The following is a 23,021-nucleotide window of genomic DNA, read 5'->3' as shown; positions in this document are numbered from 1 at the left end:
CATGCCGTTGTACCCCCCCCCCCCGAGGGGTGTGATCGGCTCGCCCCGATCACGCGCCCCCCGCTAGGTTGACCGTTCAACCGAAGGGAGCATGCGAAATGGCATTTCTGCTGTGGATCCTTGCCGTCATCCTCGTGGTGTCCGGCATCGTCTCGTTGATCAGGGGTCAGATGCTCTGGGGCATCGTGCTCATCATCGTCGGGCTGCTCGTCGGCCCCGGTGGAGTCAGCCTGTTCACGTAGCAGCCCTTGCGGGAGGACGTGCGAGGAGTCGGTCCGTCAGGACCGGCTCCTCGCTCCCATTTACGGGGCGTTCGCGTCCGCTGTCGGAGTCCCCGCCTCCGCTGTCGGAGTCCCGGCTCCGAGCTGTCGGGGTCCCCGGCTCCGAGCTGTCGGGGTCCCCGCCTCCGCTGTCGGAGTCCCCGCTCGAGCGGGGACTCCGACACTTGGAGGGGGTTGCAACGGCCTCCAGGTGTCGGACTCGCCCACCAAGTTCGCGTTACGTCAACGCGTCTCGTTGGCGCGCCCGAGTGGGGTCCGGTCGCCGCTGCCCCCGCACCGAGTCCACAGCGAGGCGGCATCACGCGAAGAGTGCGTCGCCGTAGCGCAGCATCACCACCAGGACCAGCCCGAGCAGCCACGCGACGACCACCATCGCGTCGAGTCGTGCGCTCACCGCCTCCTCGAGCGCTCTCTGGGCCCGCGGCGGAAGCGGGAGGTGTCCTGCCCGGATGTTGATCCGCGTCATCTCGAAGAAGACCAGCGTGGTCGCGACCGTGACCAGCAGACACCACGGGCACAGCGCGCCGATGGCGAAGAGCCCCTGGTAGAACAGCCAGTACGCCAGGACGACGCCGAGCGCGTACACCGCCTGGGCGCAGAGCATGAACCACCGGGGGAACCTGACCCCTCCAAGGCTGGCGACGGCCAGCGTGATGACCACGGGCTCGGCGACCAGGCCCAGGTAGGCGTTGGGGAACCCGAACAGCGACGCCTGCCACGAGCTGCCCACGGTGCCGCAGCTGATGACGGCGTTGATGTTGCAGCCGAACTCCGCGCTCGCGTTGGCGGCCAGCTCGAGCGCGTCGACAGCGAGGACGAACGAGGCGACCAGGCTCACGACCGCCCCGGCCAGCATCATCGCCCAGTCGCCGCGGTCGGACGCGACACCCGCCCGGGGCGCGCTGCTGCTGCTCCCGCGGCCGCGGGGGATGCGACTGCCGGCGGCGGCGGAACGCGAGGCGGTCATCGGTCCGACCGCCCCGCGGCTGCCCGCACCGCCTCGGTGAGGTCACCGGGCGCGTAGAGGTTGCCGTCGAAGACGACACCGTCCACCCGGACGGTCGGGGTGCCCGTGATGCCGTCGGAGTCGAACGCGTGCTGGGTGACGTCTGCGACCCACGTGGCGTACGCGCCTTCGGCGAACCGGGCCGCGGTGTCCTGCGGCACGCCGGCCGCTACGGCCAGGTCCGCGAGCTCGTCATCGGTGTGGCCGGCGCCGCCTTCGATCGGCTGCGAGGCGAACAGCGCGGCGTGGAAATCGAGAACGCGGTCGGGTGCTGAGTCCGCGACGGTGGCGACGGCGTTGGCGGCACGCGTCGAGTACTGGGTGCCCGATGACGCACGGTCGAGGAACGACAGGGGCCGCAGGTTGAGCTGTACGACGCCTTCCTCGACCAGGGCGTCGAGCTCGGCGCCGTTGGCGGCCTCGAAGTCCGCGCAGTACGGGCACAGGTAGTCGTAGAACACGTCGACGATGACCGGGGCGTTGCCGCTGCCGACGGGGATCGCGGGACCCTCCGTGTTGCGCGGCGTCGTGGACGAGGTGTCGCGAGCGGTGTCCGCTGCGGTGCTCGGGCCTCCCGCGCGTCCGGATGCGCCCACCACCACGACGACGACGGCGACCAGCAGGACCGCGACGATGGCCCCGCCGGCAGCCTGCAGCTGTCGGCGTCGGCGCTCGCGCTGCTGCTGCTCGCGCGCCAGGCGCTCCCGAGCCGTCGTGGGTCCCGCGTGCCCGTTCACCTGCGCCTCGCTCTCGCTGCCGGCGGCTCCCGGGTGGGAAGCGGTTGCGCCGGACTGTCGCCCCGGGTCCGCCGGTGTCGTTGCCGAGTCGGCGGAACGGACGGCCGCGTCCCCGGCGGATCGACGGGGCTGCGGAGGCGGCTGCCGTTCGCATCCCCCACTCTGACGGGCCGACGAGTTGCACCCACAAGCACAAGGTCCCGACCTGGGCGCCCGAAGGTCCCGACCTGGCTGCGTCCGCCGAACAGCGGCCGCGCGGGGCCGGTGACGGCGCACCCTCCCGTGCCAACGGGCGAGCAGGTGCACGAAGAGCTCGCGACGCAGAACGGCAGAGGCCCTTCCGGATCTCTCCGGAAGGGCCTCTGCTGTGTTCGGTACGCCATCAGGGACTCGAACCCCGAACCCGCTGATTAAGAGTCAGCTGCTCTGCCAATTGAGCTAATGGCGCGCGCGGTGAAGCGAGTAGAACTCTACCCCGTGGCCATCGGCACGCGAAATCGAGGTGGCTCAGAGCTCGGCCAGGACCGCTTGAGCGGCGTTGTGCCCGCCCAGGCCCGACACCGCTCCGCCGCGTCGCGCGCCGGAGCCGCACAGCAGGACGGTGTCGTGCTCGGTCTGTACGCCCCACTGCCGGGCCGGCGTGTCGAGGCGGGAGCGGTTGGGTGCCCAGGGCCACTCCAGGTCGCCGTGGAAGATGTGCCCGCCCGGCATGGCGAGGTCCTGCTCGACGTCCTGGGGCACCTTCGCCTCCACGCACGGCCGGCCGTCGGCGTCCGTGGCGATGCAGTCGGCGAGCGGCTCGGCCAGCACCGCGTCGATCGAGGCGAGAGCCCGCTGGACGGCGACGTCGCGGGCGCCGGGATCGGCGTCGAAGAGCCCGTCGGGGGTGTGCAGGCCGAAGTAGGTCAGGGTGTGCGCCGAGCCGGCCCGGTCGCCGAGGATCGAGGGGTCGGTGAGGCTGTGGCAGTAGACCTCGCCCGGCAGCGGGTCGGGCACCGAGCCGCCGGCCGCGGCGGCGTACCCCTGCTCGAGGAGCGAGTAGTCCTCGGCGAGGTGCAGCGTGCCGGCGAACGCGACGGCCGGGTCGACGCCCGACCTGAGGGCGGGCAGCCGGTCGAGAAGGACGTTGATCTTGAGCTGAGAGCCCGACGGCTTGGTCTCGCCGTCCTCGCCCTCGCCGAGCAGGATCCGCAGCACCCAGGGCGCGACCCCGGACAGCACCCGCCGACCGGTCACCGCGTGCTCGCGCTCCCCGTCGTGCCAGGTGACCTCGGCGCCGTCCGCGCCGGGGGTGATGGAGCTGACGCCGGCCCCGGTCACGATCTCGGCACCGGCCTCGACGGCCGCCCGGGCGAGGGCGTCGGTCACCGCGCCCATCCCGCCGATCGGCACCCGCCACTCGCCCGTGCCGTTGCCGATGAGGTGGTAGAGGAAGCACCGGTTCTGCACGAGGGAGGGGTCGTCCATCGACGCGAACGTGCCGATCAGCGCGTCGGTGGCGACCACCCCGCGCACCGTGTCGTCGGCGAAGCGCCGGGTGATCGCGCGCCCGAGCGGCTCCTCGACGACGTCGGCCCAGATGCGCTCGTCGACCCGGTCGCGCAGCTCGCGCTCGAGCGGCAACGGCTGCATCAGGGTCGGCGCGACGACGCCGGCGAGCTGGCCCACCTCGTCGTAGAAGGCCTGCCAGGCGGCGTACTCGTCGTCGCCGCCCGTGAGCTCGCGGAACGACGCGCGCGTCGCCTCGCCCTCGGGTCGCTCGACGAGGAGCCCACCGTCGCGGCCCGCGCGCGTCCAGGGCGTGTACGACGCCGTGGTGCGCGAGGCGAGCCGGACGTCGAGGTCGAGGTCGGCCATCAGCTGCTGCGGCATCAGGCTCACCAGGTAGGAGTACCGGGAGAGCCGGGCCGGGTGACCGGCGAACGGCTCGACCGACACGGCGGCGCCGCCGATGTGCCCGAGCCGCTCCAGCACGACCACCGAGAGGCCGGCGCGGGCGAGGTAGGCGGCGCTGACGAGGGCGTTGTGCCCGCCGCCGACGACCACGACGTCATAGCTGCCGGTGCCCTGGTCCACCGCACCAACGTAGTCCCCCGGGCGCTCCGACCGGCGGCCGGCCGTGCCCGCCGCGGGGCGCCAGCAGCAAGGCCCTTCGCCGCCGGGGTGGGGTCCAAGGACCCTTCGTCCCGCGTCCCGCGCGGCGAAGAGTGGAGGCACAGCACCAGTCGAGGAGGACGTCATGACCGAGCAGCTCACCGCCACCCGCGGACCCAGGATCGTGGTAGGGGTCGGGCCCGAGGACGTGGAGTCCGCGCTGGCGTTCGCGGCCGCCGAGGCCGTACGCGCAGGGTGCGGGCTGCACCTGTTGCACGCCCTCGACCTGGCGCCGGCCGGTCCGGAGGCCTGGCTGGTCGCCGCCGATCTCCAGGCCTGGGGCGTCGAGCACCTCGCCGACGCCGTGAAGCGGGCCGAGGGCCTGGTCGACGGAGCGGTGCCCGTGACCCACGAGCTGGTCCGTGGCACGGCGGTCGGCTCGCTGGTCGAGGCCGGACGGTCGGCGCGGATGGTCGTGCTGGAGCACCGGCACCTGTCGCGGCTCTCGCGGATCGTCAACCGCACGGTCGCCGGCGGCGTCGCCGCGCACCTGCGGGTGCCGGTCGTGGCCGTGCCGAGCGGGTGGCGTCCCGACGGGGCGCAGCGCGTCGTGGTCGCGGGAGTCGACGTGCCCGAGCGCTCCGACGAGGTGCTGCGCGCGGCCCTGGCCGAGGCGCACGCGCGCGGCGCGCAGCTGCGGGTCGTCCACGCGTGGTCCCTGCCGCGCCCCTACGAGGGGGTCACCAGGGCCGAGGAGGTCGGGCGCTGGTCGGACTCCGTACGGGCCGAGGTGCTGTCCGCGCTGGACCGTGTCGGCGACCTCTCCGCGGCGACCGACGCGGAGGTGCGCATCGAGCAGGGCCGCGCGGCCGACTGCCTGGTGCGGGCCTCACTGGACGCCGAGCTGCTGGTCATCGGTCGCCACGACCCGCTCGTGCCGATCGGGTCGCACGTCGGACCGATCGCGCGCGCGGTGCTCCGGGAGTCCGGTTGCCCGGTGCTGCTCGCGACCCCGCGATCCCACCCGGCGGCCTACCACCCGTGAGGTCAGCGGCCGAGGAGCCGTGAGAGGAACCCCTTGCCCGCCCCCGCGGCGGCCTTCTCCTCCGCGGTGTGCTGGCCGTTGCACCACTGGCCGGCGGGGACGCCCGCCCTGACCTGACCGATGTGCTGGCCGCAGCCGGCCCACGTGGTCTTGCCGCAGGTCTTGCAGCGGACTGCTCGACACATGTCGTACCTCTTTCTCGGTGAGGGATGGGTGGGTCAGACGAGGGCGGGGAACGCCGTCACTTCTCCACCACGACCTCGCGCCCGGACGCCAGCCAGCCCTTCGTCCCGCCGGCCACCGACACCGCGTCGAAGCCGCTGGCCACCAGCAGGTCGGTCATCGCCTTCGACCGGTTGCCCGAGGCGCAGATCACGTGCACGCGGGCGCCACGGTCGAGCTCGCCGAGGCGGGACGGGAGCTGGCCCATGGGCACGGAGAGCGCCCCCGGCACGTGGCCCTCGACGTACTCGCTCGTCTCACGGACGTCCACGGTGACGCCGCTGTCGCGCTCGGCGGCGTACTCCTCGACGGTGATCTCGGGCGTGCGGTGTGACATGCGGTCCTCTCAGGGTGCTTCGTCCACCGCCGATTTTATCGCCGTGGGACGGGCGCACCGAAACCGAGAGATACCCCCGGTGGTATGCACTCGCGGCTGGTCCCGGCACCGCGCCTCGGCGGGAGTCGTAGGGTCGTCCGCCGAGGAGAGGAGCGTCGGTGAGGGAGAAGCGGAGGACGAGGTGGAGGGAGCGCGTCGACGACCGGCTCGCTGACCCGATCTGGTGGAACGACGTCCTGCAGCTGTTCAAGACCGTGCTGGCGGCGGTCGCCGCCTGGGTCATCGCGGCGAGCGTCCTCGACCTGCCCCAGCCGTTCCTGGCGCCCTGGTCCGCGCTGCTCGTCGTCCACGCCACCGTCTACCGCACGTTCTCGAAGGGGATGCAGCAGGTCGCGGCCACCGTCGTCGCCGTGCTGCTCGCGACGCTGGTGGGCGAGGCGTTGGGGCTGAGCACCTGGGCCGTCACCCTGCTGCTGGTCGTCGCACTCGTGCTGGGGGCCGTCCCGTGGTTGGGCGCCGAGGCCACCACCATCGCGACGACGGGCCTCGTGGTGCTCACCACCGGCTTCGATGACGACGTGATGCTCGTCGCGCGCCTGCTCGACACCGCGATCGGGGTGGGTGTCGGCCTGCTGGTCAACGTCCTCGTCTGGCCGCCCCTGCGCCGGCACACCGCGGCCAAGGCGCTCGAGCGCGTCGACGAGAGCATCGGTGAGCTGCTCGTCGACATGGCGGGCGGTCTGGGCGACGGGTGCCAGGACGAGGACGTCACGGGCTGGGTCGACCGCACCCGCGACATCGACGCCGACCTCGACCACGCCTGGGCGCTGGTGCGGCAGGCCGAGGAGAGCGCCCGGATGAACCCGCGCCGCTCGGCGCGCCCGATGAGGAACCCGGAGGAGTGGCACGAGCTGCTGCGCCGCATGGAGCAGGCGGTGGCCGAGACCCGGAGCCTGGCGCGCACCCTCGGCGGCCAGCGGGCCCACCGCGAGACGTGGGGGGACTCCTTCGCCGTCCCGTGGATCTCCATGCTCGGCGCCGCCGGCCGGGCGACGAGCGCCGCCGACCCCGCGGCGCTGCTCGACGTGCGCCGCCGGCTGGTGGAGTTCACCGAGGAGCTGCGCTCCACCGAGCGCTCGCCCGAGTGGCCCGTCTACGGCGCGCTCATCATCAACCTGCGCAACATCGTCGACGCCATGGACCAGGTCGCGGAGGCGAACCCGATCGGCGGACCGCCGCTGCCGCTGCGGATCCCGCAGCGCCGCGCTTGACCTTGCCGCAGGGGCAGGGCACACGCTCGGGCAGCCGGCGGCGCAGGGTCGCCGGCAGGAGAGGAACGACGATGCTGTCCATCGGTGAGTTCGCCCGGGCGACCGGGCTCAGCGCCAAGGCGCTGCGCCTCTACGACGACCTCGGGCTGGTCACTCCGGCCGAGGTCGACGAGCGCACGGGCTACCGCCGCTACACCGCCGACCAGGTGGAGCACGCGCGCCTGGTCGCCCGGCTGCGGGTGGCCGGGGTGCCGCTGCGCACCATCGCGGCGGTCGCCGGTGCGCCCACGGGAGAGGTGGCGGCGGCCGAGCTGCTGTCCTACTGGCGCCGGGTCGAGGCCGACACGGCATCGGCCCGCAGCATCGTCGCGTCGCTCCTCGCCCAGATGAGAGGACGTCACGCCATGACCGACACGACCGAGACCACCACGCGGACCCCGAGGTCCGCCCACCGCGCCGGGCGGGGGGCGCGCGACGCCCAGCGCGACGCCGTCCATCCCCGCACCCACCGGATCACGGGGCAGGTCACGGGCCAGCGGCTCTTCGCTGTGGCGGACGGCTTCGGGGACGCCGAGGGGGCTGCGGGGGTCGCCCTCGACGCCCTCGCGGCCCTCGATGCCGCGCCCGCCGGTGTCGACCCGCTCGGGGCCCTGGACGCGGCGGTCCGCACTGCCGCCGACGCCGTGGCCCGCCGTGCCGAGGACGGTGCGCCGGACAGCGGCACCACCCTGACCGCGCTGCTCCTGGTCGGCGATCGCGCGCTGGTCGCCCACGTCGGCGACTCGCGCGCGTACGCCGTCGGCGAGGACGGGCTCGTCCGGCTCACCCACGACCACACGGTCGTGCAGTCGATGCTCGACCAGGGACGGATCACGCCGGAGGAGGCCGGTGACCAGCCGTCGCCGGCCATCCTCAACCGCGCCCTGGGGCACGGCACGCCGACCGCGCCCGACCTGTCCGTGCGCCCGGTCTCCCCGGGGGAGCGGCTGGTGCTCACCACGGACGGCGTCCACGCGGTGCTCGAGCCGCGACTGCTGGCCGAGCTGCTCACCGCACCGGGGGAGCCGGACGAGGTCGCCGCGTCGGTGGAGGCGGCCGTCCTGGCCGCCGGGGCGCCGGACAACTACGCCGTCGTCGTGGTGGAGGTCTGAGCGGGCCGCCCCGTACGACGATCGAGCCCCCGACCGGATCCGGTCGGGGGCTCGATCTGCCTGGGGTGAGTAACGGGACTTGAACCCGCGACATCCGCCACCACAAGGCGGCGCTCTACCAGCTGAGCTATACCCACCATGTCCCTCAGCTCGCGCTGTGGACGACGAGAAGTGTAGGGCACTCAGTCCGGAGAGCCGGAATCGGCGTCCGCGTCCGGGCCGAGGCCGGTGAGCTGGCCGCCGTGCCGGGCCGCGATCTCCCGGGCGGTGGCGCTGTCGGGGCCGGGCGGGGGCACGAAGACGGCCTCGCGGTAGTAGCGCAGCTCCTCGATGCTCTCCTGGATGTCGGCGAGCGCGCGGTGGTTGCCGCGCTTGGTCGGGGCCGCGAAGTAGGCCCGGGGATACCAGCGGCGCGAGAGCTCCTTGATCGAGGAGACGTCGACGATGCGGTAGTGGAGGAACGACTCGAGGCCGGGCATGTCGCGGGCGAGGAACGCGCGGTCCGTGGCGACGGTGTTGCCGGCCAGCGGGGGCCGGCTCCCGTCGGGGCAGTGCTCCTTGATGTAGGCGAGCACCTCCTGCTCGGCGTCGGCCAGCGTGGTCCCGGCGGCGAGCTCGTCGAGCAGCCCGGACTTCTCGTGCATCGAGCGGACGAACTCCACCATCTGGTCGAGCGCCTCCTGGGAGGGCTTGATGATGACGTCGACGCCCTCGCCCAGCACGTTCAGCTCGAAGTCCGTGACGAGGGCCGCGACCTCGATGAGCGCGTCAGCGCCCAGGTCGAGGCCGGTCATCTCGCAGTCGATCCACACCAGTCTGTCGCTCACGACGTGTCACCCTACTGGGGGGTTCTCAGGGACGACTCAGCCTCACCTCCTAGGGTCATGGGCGTGAAGGACTGGTTCGGCCTCGTCGCTCGTCTGGCGGCGGGAGGCGTGTGGGTCGTGGCGGGGGCGCTCAAGCTGCCCTATCCCGCCGAGAGCGTGCGCGCCGTGCGGGCCTACGACCTGCTGCCCGAGGCGATCGTCCCTGCCGTGGGGCACCTGCTGCCCGTGCTCGAGGTGGTCATCGGGCTCTGCCTGATCCTGGGCGTGCTGGTGCGCGGCAGCTCCGTCGTCTCCGCGCTGCTCTACCTGGCCTTCATCATCGGGATCTCGAGCGCGTGGGCGCGCGGGCTGTCGATCGACTGCGGCTGCTTCGGCGGCGGGGGCGAGATCCCCGACGCCGCTGCGAAGTACCCCCGCGAGATCGCCCGCGACGTCGTCCTGATGGCGCTGAGCGGGTGGCTCGTCGTCCGCCCCGCGTCCCGGCTGGCGCTCGACAACGTGCTGTTCGCCTCGACCGCCGATCCCGGCACCCACCCCCCGACCGATGACACCTCCGACCACGAAGGAAGCCTCGATGGCGCAGAAGAAGACCACGCACAGGACCGCTGAGGAGAAGGCCGCCACCGCGGCCAAGCGGGAGGCGCGGCGGGCGCGGACCGAGCGGGCCCGTGCCCAGGCCGAGGAGCGACGCAAGAAGGCCAAGCGCAAGGAGCAGCTCACCCGCTTCGGGCTGATCGCCGGTGTGCTGGTCCTCGTCGTGGGCGGCTACTTCCTGATCAGCAACCTCGGCTCCGACAAGCCCGACACCGCTCCCGCTGGCGCGAGCGACGACTACGGGCTGGTCCTCGGTGAGGACGACGCGCCGAAGTCGATCGTGGTCTACGAGGACTTCCTGTGCCCCTTCTGCGGCCAGCTCGAGCAGACCGTCGGCGACCAGCTCGACGAGGCCGTCGAGGCCGGCGAGGTCAAGGTCGAGTTCCGGGCGCTGCCGTTCCTCGAGCGGATCAGCGACTTCTCCCCGAAGGCGGCCAACGCCCTCGCCGTGGTGCTCGACACGTCCGGACCCGAGGTCGCCAAGTCCTTCCACGACCTGCTCTACGACAACCAGCCCTCGGAGTCGGGCCCGTTCCCCGACGACGACCAGCTCGTCGCGTGGGCCGTCGAGGCCGGTGCCGACGAGGACGCCGTGCGTCCCGGCATCGAGGACATGGCCTTCGAGGGCTGGGTCGACGCTGCCGGCGAGGCCGCGTCGAAGGCCGGGATCAAGTCCACGCCGACGGTGCTGGTCGACGGCAAGAAGGTCGAGGGCCAGACCCTCGCCGAGATCGCCGAGGCGATGGTCGGGCCCACCAGCTGACCCGCGCCCTGCGACACTGCGGGGCGTGAGCCTCCAGTCGTTCGTCGCGGGCCTGCCCAAGGCCGAGCTGCACGTGCACCACGTCGGGTCGGCGTCGCCGCGGATCGTCTCCGAGCTCGCGGCGCGCCACCCCGACGCGGGGGTGCCGTCCGACCTGGAGGCGTTGCGGGAGTTCTTCACGTTCCGCGACTTCGCCCACTTCATCGAGGTCTACCTCTCCGTGGTCGACCTCGTCCGCACACCCGAGGACGTGCGGCTGCTGACCTACGAGGTCGCCCGCGACATGGCCGAGGGCCAGAACCTTCGCTACGCCGAGCTGACCTGCACCCCCTACACCTCCGTCCTGCGCGGCGTCCCGATCGAGGCCTACACCGAGGCGATCGAGGACGCGCGGATCGCCGCCGAGCGCGACTTCGGGCTGGTGCTGCGCTGGATCTACGACATCCCGGGGGAGTCCGGTCTGCCGGCCGCCGATGCGACGCTGCGGTACGCGCTCGAGCACCGCACCGATGCGCTCGTCGGCTTCGGGCTGGGCGGACCCGAGGTGGGGGTGCCGCGGGCGCAGTTCCGCGAGCACTTCGACACCGCACGTGCCGCCGGGCTGCGGTCGGTGCCGCACGCGGGTGAGACCACCGGGCCGGAGACGGTCTGGGACGCGGTGCGGCTGCTCGGCGCCGAGCGGATCGGTCACGGCTGCTCGGCCGCGACCGACCCCGACCTGCTCGCCCACCTCGCCGACACCGGCGTGGTGCTCGAGGTGTGTCCGACGTCCAACGTCGCCACGCGCGCCATCGACCGCATCGAGGACCATCCGCTCCGCACGTTCGTCGAGGCCGGCGTCGTGGTGACGATCAACTCCGACGACCCGCCGATGTTCGCGACCACCCTCAACCACGACTACGAGGTGGCCGCGCGCCTTCTCGACCTCGACGAGCGGGGTGTCGCCGCTCTCGCGCGGGCCGCCGTCGACGCCTCGTTCGCGCCGGCGGACGTCAAGGCGCGCATCGGCGCGGAGATCGACGCGTACGCCGCCCGGTAGCGGCCCGCCAGCTCCACCGGCCGGGCGGCGCGGGCAAAGGTGAAGGCCCCGCTACCTCATACGTGGCGGGGCCTGACGACCACTCTGGCGGAGCCGGGCGGCATCCGCGGGGACGCCGCCGGGCGTGTCGGTGACCTGTGGCGCCCCCGGCAGGACTCGAACCTGCAACCCACGGATTAGAAGGCCGTTGCGCTATCCGTTGCGCCACGGGGGCTGGGCGCGGTCAGTATCCCAGTAGCGCACGGCCCGCGCTCCGCAAGGTGGTTGCGGAGCGCGGGCCGTGGTGGCGGCAGACGGTCAGGCAGCGGCGGGCGTGACGCCCCTCGCGTCGGTGTCGGCGTCCTCGCGCCACGCCTCGCGCCCGCGGGGGGCGTCGTACGTCGACTGGTCGAGGATGCCCTCGCGCTTGGCGACGATGGTCGGGATCAGCGCCTGGCCGGTGACGTTGACCGCGGTGCGGCCCATGTCGAGGATCGGGTCGATCGCCAGGAGCAGGCCGACGCCCTCGAGCGGCAGGCCGAGCGTGGACAGCGTCAGCGTGAGCATCACGGTGGCGCCGGTGACGCCGGCCGTCGCGGCGGAGCCGATCACGGAGACGAACGCGATCAGCACGTAGTCGGTGATCGAGAGGTCGAGGCCGAAGAACTGCGCCACGAAGATCGCCGAGATCGCGGGATAGATCGAGGCGCAGCCGTCCATCTTGGTGGTGGCGCCCAGCGGCACGGCGAACGACGCGTAGGCGCGCGGCACGCCGAGGTTGCGCTCGGTGACCGACTCGGTCACCGGCATGGTGCCGATCGAGGACCGGGACACGAAGGCGAGGGAGATCGCCGGCCAAGCGCCGGAGAAGAACTGGCGCACCGAGAGGCCGTTGAGGCGCAGCAGGGCGGGGTAGACGCCGGCGATGACGATCGCCAGCCCGGCGTAGATCGCGACGGTGAACATGCCGAGCGAGCCCAGGGCGTCCCAGCCGTAGCTGGCGACGGCGTTGCCGAGCAGGCCGACGGTCGCGATCGGGGCGAGCAGGATGATCCACCACAGCACCTTCTGGACGACCGCCAGCGCGGAGCGGACGAAGGCCAGGAACGGCTCCGCTGCCTCGCCGACCTTGAGGGTCGCGATGCCGACGGCGATGGAGACCACGAGGATCTGCAGCACGTTGAACGACAGCCCCACCGAGCCGTCGTCGGACGCCGAGCCCTCGAGACCCAGCACGTTGGCCGGCACCAGGCCGGTCAGGAAGTCGAGCCACGAGCCCGTGCTCGACGGCGCCGCTGCCGCCTCGGAGGTGACGCTGGTGTGGTCGCCGGGCTGCAGCACCAGGCCCAGCACGATGCCGATGACGACCGCGATGAGGGCGGTGATGGCGAACCACATGAGGGTGCGCCACGCCAGTCGGGCGGCGCCCGCGACGTCGCGGAGGTTGGCGATCGAGGCGACGATCGCGAGGAAGACCAGCGGAGGCACCACCGCCCGCAGGAGGGTCACGAACGTGCCGCCCACGGTGGAGAGGGTCTCGGTCAGCCAGTTGGGGTCGACCTCGCCGGTGCCGGCGTCGACGCCGTCGGCGCCCATGCTGCGGGCCACGAGGCCGAGGACCACGCCGAGCACCAGTCCGATCAGGACCTGGGTGCCGAACGAGGGGAGCCGTAAGCGGGTGCGCTTCTTGTCGGCCGTAACAGAAGTAGTCATACTGAAAAGATAGCCTTTCCGAGGCAGCCCGTCGACGCGGGCGCCGGGACCGGGTGGTGCGGGAGACGGTCTGAGGGCGCGCGGTCAGCGACAGAGGGCGCTCTGGGTGCGCGCCAGGTCCACCGCGCGACGCTGCGTCAGCAGCTCGCCGACGGTCGCGGGGACGAGGAGGGATGGGCGCACGAGAGGCACAACCCCGCCCGGCGTCCGTCGATTCCCGTGACCCGCCTCACACCGTCGGTCCAGGCCCTGAGCGCGCCCGCTCACCGCGACAGCAGCGTGATGACCTCGTAGTGCGTGGTGTGCGGGAACATGTCGAGCACCCGCGCCTCCACGGGCCGCAGCGACGGCATGAGGGCGAGGTCGCGGGCCAGGGACTGCGCGTTGCACGAGGAGTAGACGACGTGGCGCACCCCGCAGGACTCGAGCCATCCGGCGAGCTCGGCGCCGATGCCGCGCCGGGGAGGGTTGACGACCACCAGGTCGGGCACGGTGCCGGCGGCGAGTGCGTACGCCGTCGCGTCGGCCGCGACGAACCGGGCCGGGGCGCCCGACGCGGCCGCAGTGGCGCTCGCCGCCCCGACCGCGTCGGCGGAGGCCTCGACGCCGAGCACCTCGCGGCCCTCGGAAGCGAGGTGGAGCGCAAAGCCGCCCACGCCGCAGTAGAGGTCCCAGACCGTGCGGACGTCGGGCAGGTCGCTCACCCAGGCGCGGGCCTGGTCGTACAGGGCCTCCGCGACCGGGGTGTTGGTCTGGAAGAACGACCGCGGCCCCAGCCGGAGCGTCACCCCGGTGGCCAGCCGCATGGGCAGCACCCCGGCGTCGGTCAGCACGATCTCGCGCTCGCCCTCCAGCACCGCCTTGTGCTCCGGCTGGACGTTGACCGTCACGACCCGCAGCGCCGGCACCGCCTCGAGCAGCGTGGGCAGGCGGGAGCGGATGCGTGCCTCCAGTGCCGTGGACCGCATCACGAGCCGGAGCATCGTCTCGCCGTCGGGCGACTCGGTCAGCAGCACGTGCTTGAGCTCGCCGCGGCGCGTCGCGACGTCGTACGGCGTCAGCCCGGCCTCGGCGATCCAGGCGGCGACGCGCTGCAGGCTCGCGCGCAGGCCGTCGGAGTGCAGGCCGCAGTCGCGCAGGTCGACGCCGGCCAGGTCGCGGTCGAGGATGCCGAGGGTGGGCGCCTCGACGGTGCCCCCGACCACCATCTTGGCCTTGTTGCGGAAGCCGACGTCCGCCCCGGCCACGGTCGGCAGCCACCCCCCGGCGTCGACCAGCGAGCGCGCGTGGGCCTCCTTGTCGGACAGCTGGCGCTCGCGCGGGATCCCGAGAAGGGTGCAGGAGCGACAGCGGAAGGCGTCGTAGTGGTGGCAGCGCGGCACGCCGTCGACGACGCGGAGGCTGGGCGCAGGCGGCGGGTCAGCCACCGATGCGGGAGCCCATCCACTCCTCGACGTCGGCCGAGGTGCGGGGGAGCGAGGCCGAGAGGTTTCGGTGACCGTCGGCGGTGACGAGGATGTCGTCCTCGATGCGGATGCCGATGCCGCGCAGCTCCTCGGGGACGAGCAGGTCGTCCTCCTGGAAGTAGAGACCAGGCTCCACGGTCAGCACCATGCCCTCGGCGAGGTCGCCCTTGGGGTAGATGTCGGCCGAGGAGCGACCGCAGTCGTGGACGTCCATGCCGAGCATGTGCGAGGTGCCGTGGAGGGTCCACCGCGAGTAGAGCTTGGACTCCGGGTCGAGCGCCTCCTCCGCGGAGACCGGCAGGAGTTGGAGGTCCTCCAGGCCGTGCGCGAGCACCTCCATCGCGGCGTGGTGGGCGGCGAGGAACGCCGCGCCCGGGCGTACGGCGTCGATGCCGGCCTGCTGCGCCTGCTGCACGAGGTCGTAGAGGTCGCGCTGGAGCGGCGTGAAGCGGCCGTCGACCGGCAGGGTGCGGGTGACGTCGGCGGTGTAGAGGTTGCGTCCCTCCACGCCCATGTCGAGCAGCACGAGCTTGCCGGGCTCGATCGCGCCGGTGTTGTCGATCCAGTGCAGGGTCGTCGCGTGGGACCCGCCCGCGCAGATCGAGTCGTAGCCGATGTCGTTGCCCATCGCGCGGGCGCGGCGGAAGAACGTGCCCTCGATCCAGCGCTCGCCGAACTCCAGGACGCGGTCCCACTCGCGCACCGAGTCGTCGAAGCCGAGGGCCGTGATGTCGCACGCCTCCTGCAGCTCGCCGATCTCCCAGTCGTCCTTGACCAGGCGCAGCTCGTCGGCGACGCGGGCGAGGTCCTCGTCGCGGGTGAGGTCGCGGGTCTTGCGGTCGTCGTCGAAGGACGGCAGGTCCTTGACGTGGCGGACCTCGATGCCGAGGGAGTCGGAGATCTCCTGCGCCGACGGCCGGCGGCCCGCCCAGAGCTCGCCGTACTGGCGGTCGCGGAAGAACTCGTCGGTGTCGCGCTCGGAGCGGGGCCGGGCGTAGAGCACCGACTCGCCGTCCTCGATCACCAGGACCGCGTCGGAGGTCTGGTTGCCGGAGAAGTAGGTGTGGGCGGTGTCGGGCCGGAACCGGTAGTCGGTGTCGTTGGCGCGGACCTTGTAGGTGCCGGCGGGCAGCACGAGCCGGTCGTCGGGGAAGGCGTCGGCGAGCCGCGCGCGACGGGCGGCGGCGAGGTCGGCCACCGGGTGGCGCGGCATGTCGAGCGCCCGGTCGCCCCAGCCCTTGCGCATGAAGGCGGCGTAGGCGGCGGGGACCGCGGGGTCGTGCGACTCGGTGCGGGGGTGCTCGTCGGCGTCGGGGGTCTGGACGCTCTCGGCGGGGATCTCGGCAGTCGGCTCGCTCACGCGGCCACTCTACGCCGGGCCGGGGCGTCGACCCGACCGCGCGCCGTCCCTCCCGACGGGTGCGCCAGCACCGGCGGACGGACGCTGCTCCGTTAGGGTCGAGTCCATGCAACGAGGCCGTCGCGACAGTGTCGCGTTCACCGTCGTGGTGGCTGCGTTGGTCCTCCTCGGGGGCCTCCTCATGGCCGCGGTCATCGCACTCTCCGGCGCTCCCGGGTCCCTGGCGCTGGCGGCACTCCTCGCCGCGATCCCGGTCGGCCCGCTGGTCGGCTGCTTCATGTGGCTCGACCGCTACGAGCCCGAGCCGCGCAACCTGCTCCTGGCCGGCCTGCTGTGGGGCGCGTTCGCCGCCACGGGAGCGGCGATCGTCTTCCAGGGCATCAGCTTCGCCGGCGGCGCGAGCGAGCCCGAGACGCTCAGCGTCGTCGCCCCTGTCACCGAGGAGCTGGCCAAGGGCGCCTTCCTCTTCCTGCTGCTCTGGTGGCGGCGCCACGAGCTCGACGGCGTCCTCGACGGCATCGTCTACGCCGGGATGGTCGGCATCGGCTTCGCCTACACCGAGAACATCCTCTTCCTCGCCGCCGCCTACGACGGCACCGACGGCCTCGGCCCCGGCGGCACGACGGCGCTCACCGCGACGTTCGTCGTGCGCTGCCTGATCAGCCCCTTCGCCCACCCGTTCTTCACGGCGTTCATCGGCATCGGCGTCGGCCTGGCCATCGCGTCGCGGCGGACGTCGGTGCGGCTCCTCGCGCCGCTCGTGGGGCTGCTGCTCGCGGCCTTCCTCCACGGGGTCTGGAACACCTCGACGCTCACCGGCACGGGCGACTTCGTCGTCGTCTACGGCACCTTGATGTTCCCGGCGTTCGTCGGGGTCGTCGCCTTCGCCGTCTACCGCCGCCGCTCCGAGCGCCCGATGCTCGCGCTCGCCCTCCAGGACGCCGCCGACCGCGGGCTGCTCCCCGCCACCGACATCCCGTGGCTGGTCGACCTGCGCGCCCGCCGCCACGCCCGCCGCTGGGCACGCCAGCAGGGCGGCCCGCTCGCCGAGCGCGCCATGCGCGACTACCAGGCCGCCGCCATCGAGCTCGGCTACCTCCACCACCGCTACCTGCGCGGCACGGCGCCCGACGACTTCGCCGCGCGCGGACAGGAGCACGTCGACGAGCTCCGCCGGATCCGCCCCTACATCTCCTTCCCCGGACAGGTGGTCCCCACCCGATGAACGACAACGACGACGCGACCCCTGGTCAGCCCGCCGACCAGCAGCCGGCCGAGCCGACGCCGGGACGCCGCGACGACGACACCACGACCGCCATGGTGACCGCGCTCGTGCGGCTGCGCGGGGCGCTGCAGGAGGCCCGGCTGCCGCTCGAGCTCCCCGGCGCCGCGGAGCAGCGGGCCGCGCGGGCCGAGATGGTCGACCAGCTCGAGGACTACGTGATCCCGCGGCTGATGACCCTCGACGCGCCGCTGCTCGCGGTCGTCGGCGGGTCCACCGGCGCGGGCAAGTCCACGCTCGTCAACTCCCTCGTCGGCACCCGGGTGACCACCCCCGGCGTCCTGCGCCCCACGACCCGCTCGCCGGTGCTCGTGCACCACCCGTCCGACGCCAAGTGGTTCGGCCAGGACCGGCTGCTGCCCGAGCTCGAGCGCGTCGACCGGCAGACCAACGACCCCGCCGCGCTCCAGCTCGTGCCCTCGCCCGTGATGGCGCCCGGGCTGGCGATCCTCGACGCCCCCGACATCGACTCGGTCGAGGAGCAGAACCGCGTGCTGGCGGCCCAGCTGCTCGCCGCCGCCGACCTGTGGCTGTTCGTCACCTCCGCCGCGCGCTACGCCGACCAGGTGCCGTGGGACTTCCTGCGCAAGGCCGCCGAGCGCTCGGCGGCCGTCGCGATCGTGCTCGACCGCACCCCGCCCGAGGCCGTGGACACCATCACCACGCACCTGGCCCGGATGCTGGCGAGCCGCGGCCTGAAGGACTCGCCGCTCTTCGTCGTCGAGGAGGGCGAGGTCTCCGACATGGGCCTGCTGGCCTCGTCGTCGGTGAGGGAGATCCGGCAGTGGCTGCGCGCGCTCGCCGAGGACCAGGAGGCGCGCCAGTCGGTCGTGCAGCAGACCCTCGACGGCGCGATCCGCACGCTGGCGCGTCGTACGCACGCCGTGGCCGACGCGGCGACCGAGCAGGTCGACGCCGTCCGCCGCCTCCGCGAGGACGCCAACGAGGCCTACGACCGTGCCGTCACGGCGGTGGGCGAGGCCTCCGCCGACGGCACCCTGCTGCGCGGCGAGGTGCTGGCGCGCTGGCAGGAGTTCGTCGGCACCGGCGAGCTGCTGCGCACGCTGGAGACCCGGGTCGGCTGGATCCGCGACCGCGTCGTCAACGCGGTCAAGGGCAAGCCCCAGCAGGCCGAGCGGGTCACGGTCGCCGTCGAGTCGGGCCTCGAGACGCTCATCCTCGAGCACGCCGAGGCGGCCGCCGAGCGGGCCGAGGCCTCGTGGCACGGCACCGCCGCCGGGCAGGCCCTGCTGCGCGACGCCGGGGAGGACCTCGGCCGGGCCTCGCGCGACTTCCGCCGCCGCGCCGAGCGCGCCGTGCGCGACTGGCAGTCCGACGTCCTCGACATGGTCCGCACGGAGGGCGCCGAGAAGCGCTCGACCGCGCGCTTCCTCGCGTTCGGCGTCAACGGCCTCTCCGTCGCGCTGATGATCGTGGTGTTCGCCCACACCGCCGGCGTGACCGGCGCCGAGGCGGGCATCGCCGGTGGGTCGGCGATCCTCGGGCAGAAGCTGCTCGAGGCCGTCTTCGGCGACCAGGCCGTGCGCTCGCTCGCCGAGCGGGCCCGGCAGCGTCTGGAGGCCTCGGTCAACGACCTGCTCGACTCCGAGCGCCGGCGCTACACCGACCTGCTCGACAGCCTCCAGATCGCCCCCGAGTCGCCCGAGCGGATGCGGGCGGCGGCGCGCAAGGTCGACGACCTGCGCTTCGCGGAGGCGCAGCGACCTCCCCGGGTGTCGGGTGGTGGTGACGACGCCCCCTAGGGTTGTGGTCACAAGCACCGCAGCCCGGACCGTGAGGGAGACATGACGTCGTTGCTCGAAGGGGCCAAGAAGCTGGTCACCAGGAGCTCTGACATCGGCGCACGCGTCGACGGACTCGAGCGCGCAGCCGAGGCGGCCCGCGGCCGGGTCGACGACGACGTCGTCGACGACGCCACCGCGGTCGCCGCGCGCGCCGCGAGCCGGCTCAAGCTGTCGGCCGACCACACGGTCGTCGCGCTGGGCGGCGCCACCGGCTCGGGCAAGTCCTCGACGTTCAACGCCCTCAGCGGGCTCGAGCTCGCCGCGGTCGGCGTACGCCGTCCCACCACGTCGTGGGCCACTGCCGTCGTGTGGGGCAAGGAGGGCGCCGAGGAGCTGCTGGAGTGGCTCGGCATCCCGCCGCGCCACCAGGTCACCCGCGACTCGATGCTCTCCCAGGCCGACGAGGACGCCGAGATGCGCGGTGTCGTGCTGCTCGACCTGCCCGACCACGACTCCACCGAGGTCTCCCACCACCTCGAGGTCGAGCGGCTGGTGCAGCTCGCCGACATGCTGGTCTGGGTGCTCGACCCGCAGAAGTACGCCGACGCCGCCATCCACGACCGCTTCCTCAAGCCCCTCGCGGGCCACCAGGACGTGATGCTGGTGGTGCTCAACCACATCGACACCGTGCCCGAGGACCGTCGCGCCGGCATGGTCGACGACGTGCGCCGCCTGCTCGAGGCCGACGGCCTCTCCGGCGTCCCGGTGCTGCCCGTCAGTGCCCGCCAGGGCTGGGGCATCGAGGAGCTGCGCGGCATGATCGCCAAGCGGGTGGCGGAGAAGAAGCTCACCCGTGCTCGGCTCGAGGCCGACGTCCGCTCGGCGGCCCAGCGCCTCGAGGAGGCCACCGGCACGGGCAAGGTCCCGACGCTGTCCAAGGAGCGGGTCGCCGCGCTCGACGGCGCGTTCGCCGACGCGGCCGGCGTCCCGACCGTGGTCAAGGCCGTGGCCGACTCCACCCGCATCCGCGCCAACCGGGCGACCGGCTGGCCGGTCACGGCGTGGTTCTCGCGCCTCAAGCCCGACCCCCTCAAGCGCCTTCACCTCGACCTCGGCGCGGCCGGCAAGGAGCTCACCGGCACCGCACGCACCTCCGTCCCGAAGGCGACCGGGGTGCAGCGTGCCCGGATCGACACCGAGGTGCGCGCGCTGGCCGACCAGGTGGGTGAGGGCATGGCGCCGCCGTGGGCCGCGGCCGTGCGCGCGGCGTCGGTGTCGCGCCTGCCCGACCTCGGCGACCGACTCGACCGCGCCGTGGCCGGCGTCGACCTCGGCGCCGCCAGGATCCCGGCGTGGGCCGGGCTGGTGCGCGTCCTGCAGTACGTCCTGATCCTCGCCGCGATCGTCGGGGCCGGCTGGCTGGCCCTCCTCGCGCTCGGGTCCTACGCCCGGCTGCCCGAGCCGCCCACGCCGGAGGTCGGCGCCTTCCCGCTGCCCACCCTGCTGCTGCTCGGCGGGATCGGGCTGGGCCTGCTCCTCGCCCTCGTGTGCCGCTGGCTGGTGGCCGCGACCGCGCGCAAGCGGGCGCGCACGGCCGACAAGCGGCTGCGCGATGCGATCTCGGAGGTGTCCGCCGAGCTGGTCGTCGCCCCGATCGAGGCCGAGCTGGCCTCCTACGCGACCGTCCGCGAGGGCCTCGCCGCCGCCCTGCGCTGACCACTCGCGGGCCGGAGAACGTCCCCAGGCCGCGCCGACGGCGGGTTGTCCCCAGCCTCGCGCCGGTGCGGCCCGTCCTGTCGGCCGGGGCGGCGAGCCTTGGGTGATCGCGGCGGGAGGGCCGTCGCCCGAGCCAGGAGGCACCGATGTACGACACCCAGATCACCCTGACCGGCCGGGTCGGCGGCGACGTGACGCTGCGCGAGATCGCCGACGGTCGCGCCGTCGCGACGTTCCGTGTGGCGTGCAGGCCGAGCCGCTACCGAGACGGCGAGTGGGTCAACGGCGCCACGTCGTGGCACACCGTCAAGGCGTGGAACCGGCTGGCCCGCCACGCGGCCTCCTCGCTGCACAACGGCGACCCGGTCGTCGTGCACGGGCGGCTGGTGGCCGACCTGTGGGAGCGCGACGGCGCACCACAGACCTCGTTCGAGGTGGTGGCCTCCGCCGTCGGCCACGACCTCTCCCAGGGCACGACCAGCTTCACCAAGGCGGCGCCGGCCGAGTCGCGAGACTCGGCGTCGCAGGTCGGCGGGGAGGCCGGGGAGCAGGCCATGCAGCAGGGCGGGCAGCAGGGCGGGGAGCAGGGCGGCCAGCAGGCCGCTTGACCGGGGCCTTGCGCGTCGGTGCGATTGTCGGCCGGGGGTCGCTTCCCCGTAGGCTCGGCCGCATGGCTGAGTACGTCTTCACACTGCGCAATGTGCGCAAGGCCCACGGCGACAAGGTCGTCCTCGACAACGTCACCTTGTCGTTCCTCCACGGCGCCAAGATCGGAGTCGTCGGCCCCAACGGCACGGGCAAGTCCTCGCTGCTCAAGATCATGGCGGGGCTCGACCACGCCAACAACGGCGACGCCATCCTCGACCCCGAGGCGACGGTCGGGATGCTCCAGCAGGAGCCGCCGCTCACCGAGGGCAAGACCGTCCTGGAGAACGTGGAGGAGGCGGTCGGCGACCTCAAGGCGAAGATGAAGCGCCTCGAGGAGGCCTACATGGAGATGGGGGAGCCCGACGCCGACCAGGACGCCCTGATGAAGGAGACGGGCGACCTCCAGACCGAGCTCGACAACGCCGGTGCGTGGGACCTCGACAGCCGCCTCGACCAGGCCATGGACGCCCTGCGCTGCCCGCCGCCCGACGTCCTGGTCGACAACCTCTCCGGTGGTGAGCGCCGCCGGGTGGCGCTGTGCAAGCTGCTCCTCCAGCAGCCCGACCTGCTCCTGCTCGACGAGCCCACCAACCACCTCGACGCCGAGTCGGTGCAGTGGCTCGAGGGCCACCTCGCCTCCTACCCCGGCGCCGTCCTCGCCGTCACCCACGACCGGTACTTCCTCGACAACGTCGCGCAGTGGATCCTCGAGCTCGACCGCGGCAAGGCGCACCCCTACGAGGGCAACTACTCCACCTACCTCGAGACCAAGAAGGACCGGCTCAAGGTCGAGGGCCAGAAGGACGCCAAGCGCGCCCGGATGCTGGAGAAGGAGCTGGAGTGGGTCCGCTCCAACCCCAAGGCCCGGCAGGCCAAGAGCAAGTCGCGTCTGGCCCGCTACGAGGAGATGGCGGCCGAGGCCGACCGGATGCGCAAGATCGACACCTCCGAGATCAACATCCCGGCCGGCCCGCGCCTCGGCGACATCGTGCTCGAGGCCGAGGGGCTCGGCAAGGGCTTCGACGACCGCACGCTGATCCACGACCTGTCCTTCAAGCTGCCCCGCGCGGGCATCGTCGGCGTCATCGGCCCCAACGGCGTCGGCAAGACCACGCTCTTCCGGATGATCACGGGCTCGGAGCAGCCGGACGAGGGCACCCTCACCGTCGGCCAGACGGTCAAGCTGTCCTACGTCGACCAGTCCCGCGGCGGCATCGACCCGCACAAGAACGTCTGGGAGGTCGTCTCCGACGGTCTCGACTTCATCAAGGTCGCCAACTTCGAGATGAACAGCCGCGCCTACGTCGCCTCCTTCGGCTTCAAGGGCCCCGACCAGCAGAAGAAGGCCGGCATCCTGTCGGGCGGCGAGCGCAACCGCCTCAACCTGGCGCTGACGCTGAAGATGGGTGGCAACCTGCTGCTCCTCGACGAGCCCACCAACGACCTCGACGTCGAGACCCTGTCGTCCCTCGAGGACGCGCTGCTCGACTTCCCGGGCTGCGCCGTGGTCACCTCCCACGACCGGTGGTTCCTCGACCGCGTGGCGACCCACATCCTGGCGTGGGAGGGCGACGACGAGGACCAGGCCAAGTGGTTCTGGTTCGAGGGCAACTTCGCATCCTACGAGCAGAACAAGGTCGAGCGGCTCGGCATCGAGGCGGCCCGTCCGCACCGCGTCACCCACCGCCGGCTCACCCGCGACTGACCGGCTCCGTCGGCCGGCGGCGCGCGACGCCCGCCGGCCG

21 protein-coding genes and 3 tRNA genes are annotated in these 23,021 nt (G+C 73.0%); 12 read left to right on the top strand and 12 right to left on the bottom strand.

Annotated elements, in window-relative coordinates:
- Positions 1-98 precede the first annotated feature (98 nt).
- On the top strand, positions 99-242 hold the full coding sequence (locus tag AC54T2_RS12965; protein WP_186340748.1) for a GPGG-motif small membrane protein: 144 nt from the start codon (positions 99-101) through the stop codon (positions 240-242).
- 337 nt (positions 243-579) lie between these two features.
- On the opposite strand, the gene AC54T2_RS12960 is transcribed toward AC54T2_RS12965, so the two are convergent.
- The 4 genes from AC54T2_RS12960 to AC54T2_RS12945 all read right to left on the bottom strand — a co-directional run bounded on the left by AC54T2_RS12960 (position 580) and on the right by AC54T2_RS12945 (position 4,100).
- Positions 580-1,248, bottom strand: a complete 669-nt coding sequence (locus AC54T2_RS12960) for a vitamin K epoxide reductase family protein (protein WP_496666366.1) — start codon at positions 1,246-1,248, stop codon at positions 580-582.
- A complete protein-coding gene (locus AC54T2_RS12955; RefSeq protein WP_496666365.1) occupies positions 1,245-2,024 on the bottom strand; it encodes a DsbA family protein in 780 nt (259 codons plus the stop codon). Before AC54T2_RS12955 ends, AC54T2_RS12960 begins: the two co-directional genes overlap by 4 nt.
- Before the next feature lie 375 nt (positions 2,025-2,399).
- Positions 2,400-2,472, bottom strand: a tRNA-Lys gene (locus AC54T2_RS12950).
- Positions 2,473-2,531: 59 nt separating this feature from the next.
- Complete coding sequence (locus AC54T2_RS12945) at positions 2,532-4,100, bottom strand: phytoene desaturase family protein (protein ID WP_496666364.1); 1,569 nt, start codon at positions 4,098-4,100, stop codon at positions 2,532-2,534.
- 163 nt (positions 4,101-4,263) lie between these two features.
- Between AC54T2_RS12945 and AC54T2_RS12940 the strand changes: the two genes are divergently transcribed.
- Positions 4,264-5,163, top strand: coding sequence for a universal stress protein (locus tag AC54T2_RS12940; protein ID WP_186340752.1), 900 nt, complete (start codon positions 4,264-4,266; stop codon positions 5,161-5,163).
- Between the two features lie 2 nt (positions 5,164-5,165).
- Here AC54T2_RS12940 and AC54T2_RS12935 read toward each other — a convergent pair whose 3' ends face one another.
- Together AC54T2_RS12935 and AC54T2_RS12930 are read right to left on the bottom strand one after the other, a co-directional pair.
- Positions 5,166-5,348, bottom strand: a complete 183-nt coding sequence (locus AC54T2_RS12935; RefSeq protein WP_186340753.1) for a DUF8730 family Cys-rich protein — start codon at positions 5,346-5,348, stop codon at positions 5,166-5,168.
- A 56-nt stretch (positions 5,349-5,404) separates the two neighbouring features.
- A complete protein-coding gene (locus tag AC54T2_RS12930) occupies positions 5,405-5,722 on the bottom strand; it encodes a rhodanese-like domain-containing protein (RefSeq protein ID WP_186340754.1) in 318 nt (105 codons plus the stop codon).
- 158 nt (positions 5,723-5,880) lie between these two features.
- Between AC54T2_RS12930 and AC54T2_RS12925 the strand changes: the two genes are divergently transcribed.
- The gene (locus AC54T2_RS12925; RefSeq protein ID WP_496666363.1) at positions 5,881-6,993 is read left to right on the top strand and encodes an FUSC family protein; all 1,113 of its coding nucleotides are present in this window, start codon (positions 5,881-5,883) and stop codon (positions 6,991-6,993) included.
- A 71-nt stretch (positions 6,994-7,064) separates the two neighbouring features.
- Positions 7,065-8,144 (top strand): MerR family transcriptional regulator, encoded by a 1,080-nt coding sequence (locus tag AC54T2_RS12920; protein ID WP_496666362.1) that lies wholly within the window; start codon positions 7,065-7,067, stop codon positions 8,142-8,144.
- A 61-nt stretch (positions 8,145-8,205) separates the two neighbouring features.
- On the opposite strand, the gene AC54T2_RS12915 is transcribed toward AC54T2_RS12920, so the two are convergent.
- A tRNA-His gene (locus AC54T2_RS12915) sits at positions 8,206-8,281 on the bottom strand.
- A 45-nt stretch (positions 8,282-8,326) separates the two neighbouring features.
- The gene (orn, locus tag AC54T2_RS12910; protein ID WP_489974855.1) at positions 8,327-8,971 is read right to left on the bottom strand and encodes an oligoribonuclease; all 645 of its coding nucleotides are present in this window, start codon (positions 8,969-8,971) and stop codon (positions 8,327-8,329) included.
- A gap of 63 nt (positions 8,972-9,034) precedes the next feature.
- Here orn and AC54T2_RS12905 point away from each other — a divergent pair, with 63 nt between their 5' ends.
- The 3 genes from AC54T2_RS12905 to AC54T2_RS12895 are packed head-to-tail and all read left to right on the top strand — an operon-like array spanning position 9,035 to position 11,367.
- Positions 9,035-9,580, top strand: a complete 546-nt coding sequence (locus tag AC54T2_RS12905) for a MauE/DoxX family redox-associated membrane protein (RefSeq protein WP_489974854.1) — start codon at positions 9,035-9,037, stop codon at positions 9,578-9,580.
- Entirely contained in the window at positions 9,546-10,328 is a 783-nt protein-coding gene (locus tag AC54T2_RS12900) for a DsbA family protein (RefSeq protein WP_186340759.1), read from the top strand. Before AC54T2_RS12905 ends, AC54T2_RS12900 begins: the two co-directional genes overlap by 35 nt.
- A 25-nt stretch (positions 10,329-10,353) precedes the next feature.
- Positions 10,354-11,367 (top strand): adenosine deaminase, encoded by a 1,014-nt coding sequence (locus tag AC54T2_RS12895; RefSeq protein WP_489974853.1) that lies wholly within the window; start codon positions 10,354-10,356, stop codon positions 11,365-11,367.
- 138 nt (positions 11,368-11,505) lie between these two features.
- Here the strand turns inward: AC54T2_RS12895 and AC54T2_RS12890 are convergent.
- From AC54T2_RS12890 to AC54T2_RS12875, 4 genes are all read right to left on the bottom strand, one after another.
- A tRNA-Arg gene (locus AC54T2_RS12890) sits at positions 11,506-11,581 on the bottom strand.
- Positions 11,582-11,664: 83 nt separating this feature from the next.
- On the bottom strand, positions 11,665-13,059 hold the full coding sequence (locus AC54T2_RS12885; RefSeq protein WP_489974852.1) for a cation:dicarboxylate symporter family transporter: 1,395 nt from the start codon (positions 13,057-13,059) through the stop codon (positions 11,665-11,667).
- Positions 13,060-13,322: 263 nt separating this feature from the next.
- Positions 13,323-14,486: a 23S rRNA (uracil(747)-C(5))-methyltransferase RlmC gene (gene rlmC / locus AC54T2_RS12880; protein WP_241005161.1), complete on the bottom strand. Its 1,164-nt coding sequence runs from the start codon at positions 14,484-14,486 to the stop codon at positions 13,323-13,325.
- On the bottom strand, positions 14,479-15,885 hold the full coding sequence (locus AC54T2_RS12875; protein WP_496666361.1) for an aminopeptidase P family protein: 1,407 nt from the start codon (positions 15,883-15,885) through the stop codon (positions 14,479-14,481). Before AC54T2_RS12875 ends, rlmC begins: the two co-directional genes overlap by 8 nt.
- A 106-nt stretch (positions 15,886-15,991) precedes the next feature.
- On the opposite strand from AC54T2_RS12875, the gene AC54T2_RS12870 reads away from it, so the two are divergent.
- The 5 genes from AC54T2_RS12870 (at position 15,992) to ettA (ending at position 22,981) form a co-directional block, all read left to right on the top strand.
- On the top strand, positions 15,992-17,110 hold the full coding sequence (locus AC54T2_RS12870) for a PrsW family intramembrane metalloprotease (RefSeq protein WP_186340761.1): 1,119 nt from the start codon (positions 15,992-15,994) through the stop codon (positions 17,108-17,110).
- On the top strand, positions 17,107-18,930 hold the full coding sequence (locus AC54T2_RS12865; protein WP_489974849.1) for a dynamin family protein: 1,824 nt from the start codon (positions 17,107-17,109) through the stop codon (positions 18,928-18,930). Before AC54T2_RS12870 ends, AC54T2_RS12865 begins: the two co-directional genes overlap by 4 nt.
- A 42-nt stretch (positions 18,931-18,972) precedes the next feature.
- Complete coding sequence (locus tag AC54T2_RS12860; protein ID WP_496666360.1) at positions 18,973-20,628, top strand: YfjP family GTPase; 1,656 nt, start codon at positions 18,973-18,975, stop codon at positions 20,626-20,628.
- A gap of 146 nt (positions 20,629-20,774) precedes the next feature.
- Positions 20,775-21,236 (top strand): single-stranded DNA-binding protein, encoded by a 462-nt coding sequence (locus tag AC54T2_RS12855; protein WP_496666359.1) that lies wholly within the window; start codon positions 20,775-20,777, stop codon positions 21,234-21,236.
- Positions 21,237-21,298: 62 nt separating this feature from the next.
- Entirely contained in the window at positions 21,299-22,981 is a 1,683-nt protein-coding gene (gene ettA, locus AC54T2_RS12850) for an energy-dependent translational throttle protein EttA (protein WP_496666358.1), read from the top strand.
- Positions 22,982-23,021 lie beyond the last annotated feature (40 nt).

It is taken from the genome of Nocardioides sp. Z35_8, from assembly GCF_059621125.1.
This window is presented reverse-complemented; position numbering and strand designations above follow the sequence as displayed.